Genomic DNA, 15,667 nt, shown 5'->3' with positions numbered 1-15,667 from the left:
TCGAACACCCGCTACCCGACAAGGGAGGAAGGGCTCCTCCCGGGGACGGTCTGGTTCGCCGCGCGTGCCGTCCGCAGGCCCGGCGGTGGTCTCCCGTGACCATCCGCTAGCACCCCGCCGCGTCCCCGGACGTCGGCGGGGCCGGAGGTGAAAGAGTCATGTCCCGCATTTCGGCACGTCTTCGTGCCCTCACCCGCTCCCGTACCGCCCGCCGTCTCGCCTTCACCGGGTTGGTGATGGTGTTGTTGTCGGCGCCCACCGCCGCGCACGCCGATCCGGGTGCGCCGGCGATCGTGGCGGTGAACTCGCTGCCGGTTGTCATCGCCAATCTGCGGGCCTGGCTGATCGGCATCCTCGCCGCGCTGGCCACTCTGTTCCTCGTCCTGGCCGGCGTCTACTGGGCCACCGCCGGCGGCGACCCGGCGCAGGTCGAGCGGGCCAAGGGCGCACTGAAAAACGCCCTCGTCGGCTACGGCCTGGCCGTCCTCGCCCCGGTCCTGCTGCAGGTCGTCCAAGGAATCGTCGGGGGCTGACCATGGGCTGGCTACTCGACCAGATCCTGGACTGGCTGGCGGCGGCGATCCTCGCCAGCCTGGACGCGCTGTTCGGGGTGATCAGCAGCGCGCTGCTGATCACCCCGAAGGTCACCGCCCTGCCGCAGGTGCAGGCCCTGACGGGCCGGTCGGTGCTCGTCGTCGACACCGTCTTCGTCCTCGCCTTCGTGGCCGCCGGGGTGCTCACCATGACCGCCGGCGGCAGTGAAACCACCCGCTACACCGCCAAGGACCTCACTCCGAGGCTGATCGTGGGGTTCGTCGCCGCGCATTTCTCGCAGCTGTGGTGCGGCATGCTCATCGACCTGGCCAACGCCCTGACCGGCGCGCTCACCACCCCCGAGGGCGACAGCGACGGCGCGCTGCGCGCCATCAAGACGCACATCCTCGCCGGACGGGACACCACGGCGGTGCTGCTGTTCGTGATCTGCGTGGCGATCATCGCCGTCCTGCTCGCGGGCACCGCGTTCAGCGTGATCGTCCGCTTCGCCGTCATCATCGTCCTGACCGCCTTCGCGCCGCTGGCCCTGGCGTGTCACGCGATGCCGCAGACCGAACCGGTCGCCCGCATGTGGTGGCGGTCCTACACCGGCGTCCTCGCCGTCCCCGTGGTGCAGGGCTTCACCCTCTACGCCGGGCACTGGATGCTCACCGACCCCGAGCACCTGCTGCCCGTGCTCGGGCTGCCGGTGGATCCGGGCGGCGCGATCAACCTGTTCGTGGTCATGGCCATGCTCTGGACGACGCTGCGCGTGCCGTCCCTGATGCGCCGCTACGTGGCCACGGGCAACAGCGGCCGCGGCGTCAACATGCTCGGCGCCGCCGTGCGGGTCATCGTCGTGCAGCAGGCCACCCGCTCCGTTCCCGGCCTCGGCCTCGGCCGCGGGCTGAAGGCGGTCGGCCGATGAGCCGCCACGACGACCACGCCGATGCGGGCCGGGTGCGGATGCCCGCGGACGTCGACGCTCCCGACAAGGTGCTCTACGGGCTCACGTTCCGGCAGCTGGCGATCCTCGCCGTCGCCGCCCTCGCCTTCTACGGCGTCTGGCGGGCCCTACATCAGGTCGTGCCCGCGCCGGTACTCGTCGGCGCCGCCGTTGTCGGCGGCGGGCTGGTTTTCGGTGTCGCTGTCGGCCGGCGTGACGGCCTGCCATTGGACGGGTGGCTGCTCGCCGCCGTCTGTCACGCGCGGGCTCCGCGCGCGCTGTCGACAACTGACACGACGTCGAAGACACCGGACTGGGTTCAGGCGCCGACGACGAGGGTGATGCTGCCGGCGCCGCTGAAGCTGCCCGCCGACGCCATCGACGACGGAGGGGAAATCCGACTCGGCGCCGCGCGAGCGGCGATGGTCGCCACGACGAACGTCAACCTCGCGCTGCGCACCGGCGATGAGCAGGCGGCCTTGGTCGACACTTTCGGCCGCTGGCTCAACAGCTTGTCGGCCCCCACGCAGATCGTGGTGTCGGCGCAGCCGGTGGACCTGCATTCGGCCGCCCGCAGCCTCGCCCACGCGGCCGTGCAGCTGCCGCACCCGGCGCTGACCGAAGCGGCCGGCGACCACGCCCGCTTCCTCGACGACCTCGCAGCGCGCAAGGATCCGCTGCGCCGGCAGGTCCTCGTCGTCACCGGCACGAGCGCCGGTGAGCGTGGCGAGCACACGGCGCGACGGCGCGCCGATGACACGGTCCGCGCCCTGTCCGGTCTCGGCGTCACCACCCGCGCCCTCGACGGGCCGGCGGTCACCGCGGCGCTCGCCGCGGCCGCCGACCCTTACCGGCCGCCACGGCCCGGCGGCCTCGCGGCCCCGGACACCGTCATCACCTCAACCCCACCCCATCAGCGTCAGCGGCACGGAAGGAGCCGACCGACATGAAGCTGCGCCACAGATCCCAGCCTGCCGACGGTGGCTGCCAGCCGGACGGATTGGCGGCCGCCGTCGCCCCCGCCGCCGTCGAGGTCACCCCGCGGTTCCTGCGCATCGGGGACGGCTATGCCGCCACCCTCGTGGTGACCGGCTACCCGGCAGAGGTTGGCCCGGCCTGGCTCGAACCTCTGTTGTCGTGGCCGGGCCGGCTCGACCTCGCGTTGCACATCGACCCGCTGCCCGGCCCGGTCGCCGCCGCCCGGCTGCGTAACCAGCGGGCCTGCTTCGAATCGTCCCGGCGGGCGGACGCGGAGCGGGGCAAGCTGCCCGACCCGTCCGTGGAAGCGGCGGCCGACGACGCCGCGGACCTCGCCCAGCGGTTGGCGCGCGGTGCGGCGAAGCTGTTCCGCGTCGGCCTCTACCTGACCGTGCACGCCCGCACCGAGGACGAGCTCCGCGAGGCGTGCGCGCAGGTGAAGGCAGCCGCCGCGTCCACGTTGATCGAGGTGCAGCCCGCCACGTGGCGGCACCTGGCCGGATGGACCACCACCCTGCCGCTTGCCACCGACAGCCTGCAGATGCGCCGCACCATGGACACCGCCGCTCTCGCCGCCGCGTTCCCCCTCGCCAGCGCAGACCTGCCCGCGCCGCTGCCCGGCGACCCGCCCGCCGACGGCGGGGTGCTCTACGGCGTCAACCCCGACTCCAGCGGGATCGTGTGGTGGGACCGCTGGGCACAGGAGAACCACAACAGTGTCGTTCTCGCCCGATCGGGCGCCGGCAAGTCGTACTTCGTGAAGCTGGAGATCCTGCGCAACCTCTACCAGCAGGTGCAGGTCGCCGTCATCGACCCCGAGGACGAGTACCTACGGTTGGCCGACGCGGTCAGTGGAGCCGTGGTCCGCCTCGGCGTCGCCGGCGTGAAGGTCAACCCTCTCGACCTGCCGGGAGGTGACTCCCGCCCTGACGTGCTCACCCGCCGCGGCCTGTTCCTGCACACCCTCATCACCGTGCTGCTCGGCCAGCAGCCGCCACCGGCGGAACGGGCTGCCCTGGACCGGGCGATCCTGGCCGTCTACCGGGCCGCGGGCATCACCCCGGACCCGGCCACCCACCACCGGCCCGCCCCACTGCTTCGTGACCTCGCCGACTGCCTGCACGCCGACACCGACCCCGCCGCCAGCCAGCTCGCCGCCCGCCTCACCCCCTGGGTTGAGGGTTCCTTCTCGCACCTGTTCGACGGGCCCACCACCACCCGCCCCGACGGGCACCTCGTCGTATGGTCGCTGCGGCACCTGCCCGACGAACTGCGCACCGTCAGCACCCTCCTCGCCCTCGACGCGATCTGGCGGCAGGTCGACGCCCCCGGCGCTCTGGCCGCACGACGGCTCGTCGTCGTGGACGAGGCCTGGCTGCTCCTGCGCGACGGTGAAGGCGCCCGGTTCCTGTTCCGCATGTCCAAGGCAGCCCGCAAACGCCACGCCGGCCTGACCGTCATCACCCAGGACGTCGCCGACCTGCTCGGCACCGACCTCGGCCAAGCCGTCGTCGCCAACGCCGCCACCCAAATCCTGCTCAAGCAGGCCCCGCAAGCCATCGACGCCATCGGCGAGGCGTTCGGGCTCACCGCCGGCGAACGGCGGCTACTCCTCGCCGCCCGGGTCGGCACCGGCCTGCTGATCTCCGGCACCAACCGGACCAGCTTCGAAGCCATCGCCTCGCAGGCGGAGCACCAGCTGTGCACGACACGTCCGAGCGAACTGGCCGACCTCGACGAGGGAGACGACCTGTGACCCCACCCGCCGCATACCTCGCGGCGATCCTGACCTTCACCCCCCAGCCGACCGGTCCAGGCGCTGACGTCGTCGTGCCGCCCACCGGCACCCCCCACTGGCTGCTCGAGGCCACCGCGTGGCTGGGGCAGCGGCCGTGGCTGCTCGCCGTCGCCGCCGGCTTGCTCGTGGCGCACGTCGCCGGCCGCAATCTCCTCGCAGCGTGGCGGCACCGCCGGCACAGTGAGCGCGCACGGCTCGTAACGATCGCCCCACCACCCGAGGTCGACCCGCACTGCGCGTCCGCGCTGTGGGCCAACCTCGCCGGCACCCTCACCCCGTCCCGGCGCCGCCGCTGGCTCTACGGCAGCCCTCACATCGCCTGGCAGTACACGTGGACGGGACGACGCCTGCTCATCTCCATCTGGGTACCTGGCACCGTCCCGCCCGGCGCGGTCGAGGCCGCCGTCCGCGCCGCCTGGCCCGGCGCCGCCTGCACCACCGACGACACCCCCACCCCGCCCATCCCGCTCGACGTGCCAACGGTGGTGGGCGGACATCTGCTGCCCACCGCCGCCGAATGGCTGCCCCTGCGCATCGACCACGACAACGACCCGCTGCGCGCGCTGATCTCCGCCGGCTCCCAGCTACGGGCCGACGAGCACGCCTGCGTGCAGATCCTCGCCCGCCCCGCCGCACCCCGCCGCGCCCTGCGCGCCCGCCGCACCGCCGGCAGGTTGCGCGACGGCAAGACCGCCGTACCCGCCATCAACCCGGCCACGCCGCTGCTGTGGCTCGTCGAGGCATTCCTACCCTGCCACACCTCCAGCGCCCGCCGTCCGGGGCCGACGGGCCGCCGCGACCCCGGAGTGGAACGCGACGTGCGCGCCATCCTCGACAAGGCTTCCCACCCTCTGTGGGAGACCGCCATCCGATACGCCGTCGGCAAGAACAGCCGACGCGCCGGCACCGACCAGCGGCCACGGTTGCGGGGCATCGCCGACACCATCGCCTCCTCCTTCGCCGTGTACTCCGGCCGCAACCGACTCACCCACCGAGCCCGCATGCCCGCCCCCGCCGCGGTCCTTACGCGGCGGCGCCTCGGCGCCGGATTCCTCACCTCCACGCCCGAACTGGCCGCGCTCGCCGCGCTGCCCCAAGATCTGGCCGTCCCTGGCCTGGACCGCGCGCGGGCAAAGTCCATGCCCGCACCGGTCGCCGTCCCGACCGGCGGACGCGGCACCAAGATCCTCGGCACCGCCGAGGTCGGCGGCCACGGCGTGGCCCTGGCCGTGCCGGATGCGAGATATCACCTGCACGTGATCGGATCCACCGGCAGCGGGAAGACGACACTGCTGGTCAACATGGCCGTCGACGACATCACCGCCGGCCGCGGCACCGTCGTCATCGACCCGCACGGCGACATGGTCCTCGACATCCTCGACCGGCTCCCCGCCTCCGTCGCCGACCGCCTCGTCATCTTCGACCCGGACCAGCCGAATCCGCCGACCATCAACCCACTCGCTGGGGACGACCCCGACCTGGTCGTGGACAACCTCGTGTCGATCTTCGGGAACATCTTCGCCAAAGCGTGGGGCCCCCGGATGGACGACGTCATGCGCGTCGCCTGCCTCACGCTGCTGCGGCACGCCAACGTCACCCTGCAACACATCCCACCCCTGCTCAACAGCGCCCAGTTCCGGTCGGCGATGACCGTCGACCTGGACGACCCGGCCGGCCTGTCCGGGTTCTGGCAGTGGTACGACGAGCTCAACCCCGCTCTGCGCTCGCAGGTCATCGGCCCCGTCCTCGCCCGCCTCCGCGCGTTCCTCCTGCGCGACTTCGTCAAACGCACCATGCGCTACCCGCGCTCGAGCTTCGACATGGGCAAGGTCCTCGACGGCGGTGCGCTACTCGTGCGCATCCCCAAGGGCCAGTTGGGTGAGGACACCAGCAAGCTCCTCGGCTCCCTGGTCCTGGCGCAGGTGTGGCAGGCCGCCACCGCCCGCGCGCGCATCGCCCCCGACAAACGCCGGGACGCCACCCTGATCATCGACGAGGCCCAGAACTTCCTCACCCTCGCCAACAGCCTCGACACGATGCTCGCCGAAGCCCGCAAATACCGGCTCTCCCTCGTCCTGTCCCACCAGGACCTCGCCCAGTTCCCGAAGGATCTCCTCGCCGCCGCCTCGGCGAACGCCCGCAACAAGATCTACTTCTCGTGCGCGCCGGAGGACGCCCGCGTCCTGGCTCGGCATACCCTGCCGGAACTCGACGAGCACGACCTGACCCACCTCGACGCCTATACCGCCGCCACCCGCCTCATCGCCAACGGACGCCAGACACCAGCGTTCACCATGAAAACCCGCGCACCCAAGCCGGTCATCGGGGAGGCCACCGCGATCCGGCACGTCGCCGCCGCAGCGACCACACCTCAAGACGCCAGCGCCATCGACACCCTCGTCGACCGGTACTCCCGCCCCGAGCAGCCGCATGCCAGCACCAGCACGGCCAGCACCAGCGGCAGAAACGGCGACACCACCAAGCGGGGCAGCCGCAAGACCCTCAGCTCCTGACGACGTCCCCTGGTAGCCCTGCCGGGGAGATGGCTGGTTCTGACGGTCTCAGCCGGCTTTACCCCGACGGCTTGAAGTGGCCCCACCATGAAGGCGGCCCGATGCCGAGCTCGGACTCTGGACCGGGACGCCGACCTACGCTGCCTGGCCGCGTTGCTCGATGCCACCGCCGGTGGGAGGCCGAAACTAGCTGGCGCGCCAGCGTGACGGCGCTGCTTGAGTGGCTTTGGTTCTACTGGCAGGCTCCCCGCCGTCCGCAACCGCTGGTCTGCAGCGAGTACCCGGCCCTCTTGCCCTGGTCCGAGGCCGCATGCCGCGCGATCGTCGGGGACCCAAATGCCGGCTCGTTATCGAGCACTGCGAGCCTGTTCACCTCGTGATTCGTGACCTACTCGATCATCCGCCTGCCGACATCAACCAGCTTCGCGACGTACTCGACAATCGCCGCGCCTGCTGCGTCATCACAAAGGCTGAAGGTGACGCGATCAACGCGGCCGGGTTCGGTACACGTTTGGTTCCTGGAGGTGAGCAAGATCAGTGGGCTCGCTAACCCGGACAGATTCGCGCGACATTCGCGAACAGGGCCTTTGCCTGAAGCGGTTCGATAGGCGCGGTCCTGCCGATGAGCCTGATTTGCTCTCGCTACGGCGCCGGGCGGGGCATCGGCCTGCCAATCGCGTAGGTACGCGGCGTCGCGGCCGTATTGTGCCAGTGCGGCACCTCGTCGTCCGTCCGCCTGTCCCATGCCTCGTGATGTCCTGCCTCTACTGCCGAGCCGCTGACAGGACGGTCGCTGTCAGCCCGACGACGGCGACCAGGCCGGAAAGGAGTGCCGTGCCGAACGGGATGATGTTTCCGGGCAGGAGCAGCGCCGGGAGGATACCGGCAATCAATGGGAGCCCGATCAGTCCCGCGGACCAGCGCGGAGCCCTGGACCACAGGGCCAGGCTGGCCGCCCCTGCGAAGAGCACCGCAGAGCCGAGCAGCCAGAGCGTACCGTGGGCTTCGTCGGCCATGGCCTCGCTGGTGTTCTCGATGTGAAACCGCAGGTTCATGCCCTTCGTGAGCATCAGCAGCGCGGCTGCCCCGGCAGCGCAGGCAGCAGCGGCGCGAGGCAGACGGGCACGGCGAGTCGTCACCGCGGTCGTGGGCCATCTAGCCATCGTGTCCTTCTCCTTTGCTGCTGATGATGGTTGCGCCTCGCGTTGTCCACGGTGCCGTCCACCCCAGCCCCGGGGCTGGCAGTGCCAGCTCACCGGGGCCGGGACGGACCGGCGCAACTATCGAGACTTGATGACGAACCCGAACGACGGGTGGCCCGGACAGAACTTGCCGATCACGACCTTGCCGTTGCCGCTGACGGTGCCCTTGCCGCGATAGGTGTGCACCTTCCTACCGTCCATGACCGTCACGGTCGCGGTGTAGCTGCGGCCGCTGCGGACGACCTGGAAGATCATCTGAACGGTCTGCTTGCTGTGCGTCTTCACCGTGACCGTACCGGTGATGGACTGGACGACGCCCTTGGTCCGGGCGATGGTCAGGTGCCCGCTGGTCACGTCGCCGTTGATCACAATGTGGTCGTAGCCGTCGGCGACGAATATGAGCCGCTGCTTGCCGGTCAGCGGGGTGACTGTCAGCGTCACCGTCGCAGGTGCGGACTCGACGCCGTCGCCGTCGACCGCTGTGTAGGTGAAGCTGTCCGAGCCGCCGTATCCGTGTGCCGGGGTGTAGGTGAAGGAGCCGTCGGCGGCCAGCGACAGGGTTCCGTGCGTCGGCTGCGTGGCGAGCTTGGCGGTCAGGGTGTTGCCGACGTCGGGGTCGGTGTCGTTACCCAGGACACCCGGTGCGGGCACCGTGAGGGTGGCGCCGGCCTCGGTGACGAAGGCGTCGGCCGTCGCTGTCGGAGCCTGGTTGACGCTGTCGCCGACGATGACGCCTTCCTTGTCGGTGGTCGGGATGCCGGAGCTGTCGTCGCACAGGTCGCCGACGTTGTCGCCGTCCTCGTCCTCCTGACCGGGGTTGTACAAGGCAGGGCAGTTGTCGACCTGGTCCTCGACGCCGTCGCCATCGACGTCGACGAGGATAGGCGCGGTGGCGGTGCTTGCCTTGCCGCTGCTGGAGGTGACCTTGACCGACACCAGCCCCTTGTACGCCGCCGAGTAGGTGTGGGTGTACGTCGCCGTCGTTGTGGTCGCATCCACCGTGCCGTCGCTGTCGACGTCCCAGGCGTAGCTGAGGGTGCCAGCAGCGGGGTCGAAGGACCCTGCGGCCGTGAACGTCACAGGCTTGCCGATTGCGGCGTGGTAGCCGTCGCCGATGGTCGCGAACGGGGCCGCGAGCGAGGTGGTGACTATCTCGTGCAGTGCAGTCGTGACGTCGCTGCCGCTGGCGGCGGACAGGACCTGGCCGCCGGTACCGCTGGCGACCGACGCGAGGGTGGTGTCGGTGTTGCCGACGACGTTGACGATCGCGGGGTCGACGGCGAGGGCGTCGGCGATGACTTGGGACGCGGTCAGGTTTGAGACCGGCTCCGGGTCGTGCGCCGGCGCGTCGGTGAAGAGGACGATCTCCTTTCTCACCGCGGAACGCCAGGTCAGCTTGATCGCCGTCTCTAGGCCGGAATACGCGGACTCGGGGTAGTCGGCGCCACCGTCGGCGACCAGGTTTCCGACGGCCGTCTTGACGGCGGCAGTGTCGGCGGTGAAGTCCTGGTCGAGGCGGGAGGCGTAGTCGCCGGGGTCGCCGGTGTAGCTGGGCTGGTCCCGGTAGGAGACCACTGCGAGGCGATAGGACGACGTACCGGCGGCGAGCTGGTCGACCACGGCGTTGACGTTGTCCTTAACCGCCTGGATGGTGCCTCCCATTGAGCCCGTGGTGTCGATGACGAACACCAGGTCCAGGCCCTGCGCGCTGGCGAGGGGCGATCCGGGGGTGCCGTCGCCGAAGTTCGTCTCGAGGATTCCGGCGTACTCGTCGTGCCCTGTGCGGTTGGGGTGGTACCAGGTGTCGGTGCTAGTGCTCTGGAACGGCTCGACGATCCACGAGTTGGGGTTCTTGTCTCCGAGGCGTGGGTCGGGCTGGTGGCCGTCGAACAGAGACAGGGCCTGCGGCAGGTAGGTGACAAAATCGGCGCCCTCGGCGGCCTCGGCGGCGCTGACGGCGTTCGTCTGGACCGTCGAGCCCTTGGTGCCGAGGTCCCGGACGCCCTTGGCGGCGTCGTAGGTGTCGGTGACCTTGCCGAAGATGTTGCGGTGCTTCAGTACGTAGTCGACCGGGCCGATCAGCTGCGGGTAGCCGAGCAGAACGACCTTGGCGTCCGTGCGCAGCCGGTTCTTGTGCAAGTCGATGAGAATGTTCTTGATACGGGCCTGCATCCCGTCCTCGGTCGTATCGTCCATCAAGGTGTTGGCGGCGTTGACCTTCGTCCGACAGTCGCCGGGATCGCGGTAGCCGACGATGAAGCACTGCTTAGCAATGTCACTGAAGTGGATGTCGTTGCCCCCGAAGGTGAACAATACGAGGTCCGTGCTTTTGTCCACTGAGTCTTTCTGGGCGCGAAGCGTGGTGTTGCACCTGGAGAAGGCGCCAGCGCCAACACGTGTGGTCACGATCTCGTCACCGGTGCCGGTGTGGCAGGCTCCGACCTCCGAGTGGTCACCGAGGTCGCGGGTGCTCCAGTACTGGGAGGTGACGCCGCCGGAGCAGGCCCGGTCGGTCACGGTGACCGGGTGGCCCTGGCCGCGCAGCCATTGGGCGTAGCGCTCGCCCCAGTTGCTCCGGCTGCGGTAGCAGCCGCCGGGGCCGTAATAGTCGCCAGCGCCGTTGCCCGCCGAGTAGCTGTCGCCGATGACGACGATGTTGATGTGACTTCCCGCGGCCGAGGCGGCCGCCAGCAGTGCGGCCGCTGCCGCCTTGAACGCAGCCGGAGACGAGGCCAACGCTGCCGATGTGGAGGGGGTGCTGGCGCTGTCAATGGACGATTGCTGCCCGCCTGCCCGGCCTGCAGCCGTCGTGGTGGAGGTCGCGGTCGTCTGCGCAGTGTCGGATGCGCTGGCCGGCGACGACGCGAGAAGCGTTGCTGTCAATAGCGCTGCTAGTACGGCAGCAGCGCGATCTGCTAGTGGCGGAAACGTCACGGCGCACTCCTTCGACCTGCTGTAAACGGATGGCGCAATCCGTACAGTGCGACGCGGAATAGGCCGGGGGAAATACCCCCGCCTGCCTTCCACCGATGTGACGGATGTTTTAGCCCGAACGGCTCCAGCCACTAGGGAGCGTCTCCCCGATCAGTCCGCGAACGAATGCCGGGAGCGTTCAAACCGGCCGGCCGAACGGCTCGATGCAGCCAACGAAACACCGAGGGTTCGACCTGACCGGTCACAACTGCGACGGGCGCCGCGTGGCCCTTCGGTCGACCGGGTTCGCCGATCGATGATCTGGGGCAATTCGGAGCTCTGCCGCATCAGATGTTTCGACGGGCCCGCCAGGACCACATTCCCAGCCGGCTCGGTCGTTCAGACAAGAAGCTCGACGTCGAGGGGCTTTGCTAGGCATTCGGAAACGTTCGGTTGAAGCCCGGTCGACTACTTCGATCACTGCCTGGATCCCGCGCAGGTAGAGCTCTCGCCGGAACCCCTTGAGGCATCTGACCTCCGAGCATTTTCGGACCGCTGTTGTTCACCGCCATGTCCACGTGGGGTGACCTGCGATACTTCAGACACTTCCTGCCGCCGCTGCTGGAGCTCGTCGCCGCCGGTGAGATGGAGGACTGGAGCTATCCGACATTCCTCCCGAGCTGCCTTGAGGAATGCTGGACAACCAGGCCGCCGGGCGAGCAAGGCGCGATTGGCGGGGTTCCTGGAGCGGGGTCGTTGGCGACCATTTCTTCTGGCCCAGCCGATGCGAGCCGCGAGAAGTGCTGGAGAGCGCCGACGGTTCAGAGGCGCTGTCGCAGCGGACCACCGGGTTTCCGTGCCGCCTTCCGCTGCGGCTTCACCCCACCTTCACCACCTCTCACCACCGCGTGCGGTTGACGTAAGACCGGATGCGGCTATCAGCGCAGGACAGCGCCCGTGACCGCCCACCGTCATCGGCGGCGACAGTTCCAGACTCCCTCCCCACGGGAGGGGTCACTCTTCGTCTACTCCCTGAGGAGATTCCTCATGTCCCGCGAATCCGCCAACCCCGAGTCCCGCCCGTCCCGCTCGCCCTCCAGCAAACTGCAGCGGCTGGCGCACCTGCGTCGGCTGACCCTGCGCGACCGTCAACTCCTGGCCTGGCTCGCCGAGCACTATGTGCTGTCCACCGCCCAGATCGCGGCGGCGCTGTTCCCGTCACCGCGCTCCGCGCGGCTGCGCCTGGCCGCCCTGCACCGCATCGACGCCGTGCACCGCTTCGTCGACGTCACCACCGGCGGCGGACAACACCTCTACACTCTTGGCCCGCTCGGCATGCTCGTGCACCCCACCACCTACACCGACCCCGAACACCCTGATGCGCGGCCGCCGCGCTCCAGCATTGAACGCACCGAACGCATCATCGGCAGCCCCCGCCTGCGGCACCTGCTCGGCGCCAACCAGCTCTTCATCGACCTGCACGCCTACACGCGCACCGACCCCACCACCAGGCTGGTGCGGTGGTGGTCCGAGCAGCACGCCAGCGCCGCCTACACCCTCGCCGGCATCCGCCCCGACGGCCACGGCATCTGGTCCGCCGCCGGCCGCGCTGTCGGGTTCTTCCTCGAGCACGACAACGGCACCGAACCCCTCGCCAAGGTGCTGCGCAAGCTGCGCGGCTACGAACGCCTCGCCGAGTTCGGCCCCCGCTACCCCGTCCTTCTACGGGTGCCGACCCGCCGCCGCGAAGCTCACCTCCTCGACGCCCTCGCCGGCGTGCCCACCGTCATGCCCGTGGCCACCGGCCTGCACGACGAGCACCCCGCCGGTCCCGCCTGGAGCCTCGCCGCCGACCCGGGTCCGCGCCGGTGGCTGCACGAACTGCCCTCCGACCACGGCCCCCGCAACACCGCCACGAACCCCCACCGCTACACCGACCCCGACGGCGACCTCTGACACCCAGGCCCCGTTCACAGTCGCTCACACCGCAGGTCGCGGCCCAGCCACGCCCTTCAGCGCGTTGTGTGACTGTCACACCGCAAGATCGGCTGTGAGTGGATTGACCACTCACAGCGCGACACACCTCACCCGCCCGACAACGGGTGTTGATCTCTCAGAGTGCAGGCCAAAGGCCCTTCCTGCCGCTGTCGCACCGGAATGTCGCTGTGAGTGGCAGCCGCTACCTTTGCGACAACACCACACCCCAGATATCGCTCCACCCCGGCTCGTCCCACCTCAGGGATCCCCCGCCGCACTCCAGCGGTACGCGATGCCCACCCGCTTCGGCCGGTCGGCACGCGCCCGCGCGGCGGCCCCTCGAGGTCACACCTGCCACCCACACCAGCTCTTCCCTTGACCCGGCCCAAGTACCCGGTGGGCCGGTCATCCCTGCGCGCCCGCGCGCACCCCATCCAAGGAGGACAGCCCTATGTCCACTGTCAACGGCACCCCGCTGACCCGCCACGGCAGCCGTGTGCCAGCCATCCCGACACGACCGGCGCCGGCGAAGGCGAAGGCGACGCCGGCAGCCGCGCCCCGCCCGGTCCGCACCCGACCCACCACCACCGCGCGGCCAACCGTCACGCCGGCCCCGACCATCGCCACGATGATCATCTGCCTGCCCGACGCGCTGCCCGCGCAGGCTCTCACCAGCCACCAGCTCGACACCCACTTCGGTGTCACCGGCACCCTCACGCCCCAATTTTGGGCGGTCGCGCAGCTGCGTGTGTGGCAGCGCCAGCAGCTGATCGGGCTGCGCAAGGGTCGACCCGCGTCGTGCGCGGGCGGACCGGTTCGCCTGCTCGACCTGCAAGGGATGCGCCACGCCGCCGCGGTCGGCGCCGGGATCCGCTACCAGATCTGGCAGCAGGTCGTGCACGGCACCCGAGCCGCCACCCCGTGGCCGGTGTTCGAAACCTGCCACATCACCGACCCCGACCGCTACCCCCTCGACACGGCGATCGCGGACTTCCACGCCCAACCCCGCGTCCACGCCATGCGCCTGCACGCCGCCGCCGCTCCCGGCCCTGGCCAGCCCGCCGTCGGAGAGCTGGAGATGTACCAGGCGGGGCAGATGGCCTACCAGCACTACCGCGCCGCCAGCGCCGTCGCCGGCGACGCGATGCTCACCGCCGACGGACGCAAGCTCGCCCCGGCCAGCGATGCGCTCGCCCACCGCATCACCTACCTCGAGCAGGCCGTGGCCCACCTCGATGCCTTCGACCCCGATCAGCGGCTACTCGCCGTCGCCTTGTAGACCCCGCCGCCCACGCCCCGGTGGCGAGCACACCGGTTACCGCCTGCGGCCCAGCCCAGCTGGACTTCCCCAGCGATCGGTCCATGCCGTGTCGACCTGCGGGGCTGGCTATCCGCTGCTGCGGTCGACGCACCGCAGCTGTCTCAATGGCCAGCGGCCGAACCGCCTCACCCAGCGGCGGTCAGTGCTCTACAGGCCCGGCGCCCCGGGCGTGGGGCGCCCACTCCCGTCTGGCCTGCACAGGCCGCCGTGTTCCTCTTTCAGCCCACTACATCGACAGAGGTGCTTCCACAGTGTCCACCCGACAGTGGTTCGGCGTCGAAGACATGCTGCCCCTCGTGGTGTACGGCATGGCCTGCCCGGCCCCACCGCCTCACCAGGGCTCAGGTCGCCGCGGGTGAGCGCTGGTGCCCCCTGGCCTTGACTCTCACAGGCGCCAGCCACGGCCTGCACTCCAACGGCGTGCCGACCTTGTCGCCCCCACACATCACTGTCGCGACGGGCCACGGCCCACCCCCAGGCAAGCTCGGGCGTCGTTCACCTGCCGCTGCCTGCGCATATTCGCCGACTGCCCCGCCACCGGAACCCTCGCAGGTCCGGTCGGCTATGCCGACCTTTTCAAGATCCGCTCCTGGACTCTGAGGTGACGCTGCAAGCTGACGATCTTACTGTCCCCCGATTGGGGTGTCTGTTCGAGAACCTCGCTCAGGTCGACCGCTTTAGCTTCAGCGAGCTTCCAGGTGTGATCAGCCACGATGGCGATCAGCACCTCCAGCTGTTCAGCAAGGATCTCAATCCTGCCGCTGCCGGCCTCCTTGTTGACAGCGTCCAGATCCGAGTTCAGACGATGGAGGGTCTTCACATCTAGACTTCCGTTCTGAACTGCTTCCAAGTAGGCACTCAACGAGGCGATGCAGTTCTCGACCGACTTCGGCCGCTCAAGCTTGGCAGCCTGCTTCTTCTTTCCTAAGACGAAACCTGCTACCCCGCCCGCAGTGGCCGTCAGCGCTCCCAAACCTAGCCCGATTGCGATGACCTTGGGGCTAGTCAGCGCTTTTGCAATACCCCCAGCGGCGATCTCCTGCCCTTCCGTGGGTAGTGACACTTCCTTCAGCAGGGCGACAAGGCGGCCCGCGAGGTCACGAACTACATCGCCGTCCTTCACGTATTCACCGGACGCAATGCCAGCCGCAACCTGTTCCGAAATGTCCAACGCGGTGATATCGACAGGCATGACTCTCCCTGTATCGCGGCCTATGGAGGCGCCGGTTTCGCTGGATTGTAGTGCCTGGCAGGCTTGATCAGATCAGCCCCGGCCCTCGAGGACCGCGTCGACGAACGGGGCCGACCCGGACAAGTCGCCGCCCTGCTGGTCAGATCAGCCGGTACTCCATCGGCACGCCGCATGCACGATCGAGACATGGGCGGCGTGGCGGGGCGGCGTCGCCACACTGTCGACGCTGGCAGCGCCGAGGACGCCAGTCGGCGCCGGCGCACGGATTCCATGCCTATCCGCTCTCGATCACG

The 15,667-nt window shown here is 69.6% G+C and carries 11 protein-coding genes; 7 read left to right on the top strand and 4 right to left on the bottom strand.

Annotated features, from left to right (window positions below):
• Positions 1-158: 158 nt before the first annotated feature.
• From GA0070214_RS29535 to GA0070214_RS29515, 5 genes are read left to right on the top strand one after another with little or no spacing between them, the layout of a single operon-like run.
• On the top strand, positions 159-533 hold the full coding sequence (locus GA0070214_RS29535; protein ID WP_091269807.1) for a pilin: 375 nt from the start codon (positions 159-161) through the stop codon (positions 531-533).
• A gap of 2 nt (positions 534-535) precedes the next feature.
• A complete protein-coding gene (locus GA0070214_RS29530; protein WP_091269806.1) occupies positions 536-1,462 on the top strand; it encodes a TrbL/VirB6 family protein in 927 nt (308 codons plus the stop codon).
• On the top strand, positions 1,459-2,430 hold the full coding sequence (locus GA0070214_RS29525) for a PrgI family protein (protein WP_091269805.1): 972 nt from the start codon (positions 1,459-1,461) through the stop codon (positions 2,428-2,430). The genes GA0070214_RS29530 and GA0070214_RS29525 overlap by 4 nt, the downstream gene beginning before the upstream one ends.
• A complete protein-coding gene (locus GA0070214_RS29520; RefSeq protein WP_091269804.1) occupies positions 2,427-4,214 on the top strand; it encodes a VirB4 family type IV secretion system protein in 1,788 nt (595 codons plus the stop codon). The genes GA0070214_RS29525 and GA0070214_RS29520 overlap by 4 nt, the downstream gene beginning before the upstream one ends.
• 26 nt (positions 4,215-4,240) lie before the next feature.
• On the top strand, positions 4,241-6,769 hold the full coding sequence (locus GA0070214_RS29515; protein ID WP_139141944.1) for a helicase HerA domain-containing protein: 2,529 nt from the start codon (positions 4,241-4,243) through the stop codon (positions 6,767-6,769).
• Positions 6,770-7,533: 764 nt separating this feature from the next.
• Here GA0070214_RS29515 and GA0070214_RS29510 read toward each other — a convergent pair.
• Together GA0070214_RS29510 and GA0070214_RS29505 are read right to left on the bottom strand one after the other, a co-directional pair.
• A complete protein-coding gene (locus tag GA0070214_RS29510) occupies positions 7,534-7,932 on the bottom strand; it encodes a hypothetical protein (RefSeq protein ID WP_167364357.1) in 399 nt (132 codons plus the stop codon).
• Positions 7,933-8,049: 117 nt separating this feature from the next.
• Positions 8,050-10,905 carry an Ig-like domain-containing protein gene (locus GA0070214_RS29505; RefSeq protein ID WP_167364356.1) on the bottom strand — a complete coding sequence of 952 codons (2,856 nt, stop codon included), beginning with the start codon at positions 10,903-10,905 and terminating at the stop codon, positions 8,050-8,052.
• Positions 10,906-11,931: 1,026 nt separating this feature from the next.
• Here GA0070214_RS29505 and GA0070214_RS29500 point away from each other — a divergent pair.
• On the top strand, positions 11,932-12,840 hold the full coding sequence (locus GA0070214_RS29500) for a replication-relaxation family protein (protein WP_091269801.1): 909 nt from the start codon (positions 11,932-11,934) through the stop codon (positions 12,838-12,840).
• A gap of 426 nt (positions 12,841-13,266) precedes the next feature.
• On the opposite strand, the gene GA0070214_RS32665 is transcribed toward GA0070214_RS29500, so the two are convergent.
• The gene (locus GA0070214_RS32665) at positions 13,267-13,497 is read right to left on the bottom strand and encodes a hypothetical protein (RefSeq protein WP_167364355.1); all 231 of its coding nucleotides are present in this window, start codon (positions 13,495-13,497) and stop codon (positions 13,267-13,269) included.
• Here GA0070214_RS32665 and GA0070214_RS29495 point away from each other — a divergent pair.
• Positions 13,490-14,140 (top strand): hypothetical protein, encoded by a 651-nt coding sequence (locus tag GA0070214_RS29495; protein WP_244167903.1) that lies wholly within the window; start codon positions 13,490-13,492, stop codon positions 14,138-14,140. The two genes, GA0070214_RS32665 and GA0070214_RS29495, sit on opposite strands and share 8 nt — an antisense overlap.
• A gap of 604 nt (positions 14,141-14,744) precedes the next feature.
• Here GA0070214_RS29495 and GA0070214_RS29490 read toward each other — a convergent pair.
• On the bottom strand, positions 14,745-15,374 hold the full coding sequence (locus tag GA0070214_RS29490) for a hypothetical protein (protein ID WP_091269800.1): 630 nt from the start codon (positions 15,372-15,374) through the stop codon (positions 14,745-14,747).
• Positions 15,375-15,667: the final 293 nt, after the last annotated feature.

Source organism: Micromonospora chaiyaphumensis (assembly GCF_900091435.1).
Classification (GTDB): domain Bacteria; phylum Actinomycetota; class Actinomycetes; order Mycobacteriales; family Micromonosporaceae; genus Micromonospora; species Micromonospora chaiyaphumensis.
Note: the sequence above shows the minus strand (reverse complement) of the source record. Positions and strands in the feature narration are given on the sequence as shown.

Excerpts from the sequence above, each read along its gene's own strand:
- GA0070214_RS29525 (WP_091269805.1), top strand. The coding sequence starts at position 1,459 with ATGAGCCGCCACGACGACCACGCCGATGCGGGCCGGGTGCGGATGCCC.
- GA0070214_RS29495 (WP_244167903.1), top strand. The coding sequence starts at position 13,490 with ATGATCATCTGCCTGCCCGACGCGCTGCCCGCGCAGGCTCTCACCAGC.
- GA0070214_RS29530 (WP_091269806.1), top strand. The coding sequence starts at position 536 with ATGGGCTGGCTACTCGACCAGATCCTGGACTGGCTGGCGGCGGCGATC.
- GA0070214_RS32665 (WP_167364355.1), bottom strand. The coding sequence starts at position 13,497 with ATGATCATCGTGGCGATGGTCGGGGCCGGCGTGACGGTTGGCCGCGCG.
- GA0070214_RS29490 (WP_091269800.1), bottom strand. The coding sequence starts at position 15,374 with ATGCCTGTCGATATCACCGCGTTGGACATTTCGGAACAGGTTGCGGCT.
- GA0070214_RS29500 (WP_091269801.1), top strand. The coding sequence starts at position 11,932 with ATGTCCCGCGAATCCGCCAACCCCGAGTCCCGCCCGTCCCGCTCGCCC.
- GA0070214_RS29535 (WP_091269807.1), top strand. The coding sequence starts at position 159 with ATGTCCCGCATTTCGGCACGTCTTCGTGCCCTCACCCGCTCCCGTACC.
- GA0070214_RS29510 (WP_167364357.1), bottom strand. The coding sequence starts at position 7,932 with ATGGCTAGATGGCCCACGACCGCGGTGACGACTCGCCGTGCCCGTCTG.
- GA0070214_RS29520 (WP_091269804.1), top strand. The coding sequence starts at position 2,427 with ATGAAGCTGCGCCACAGATCCCAGCCTGCCGACGGTGGCTGCCAGCCG.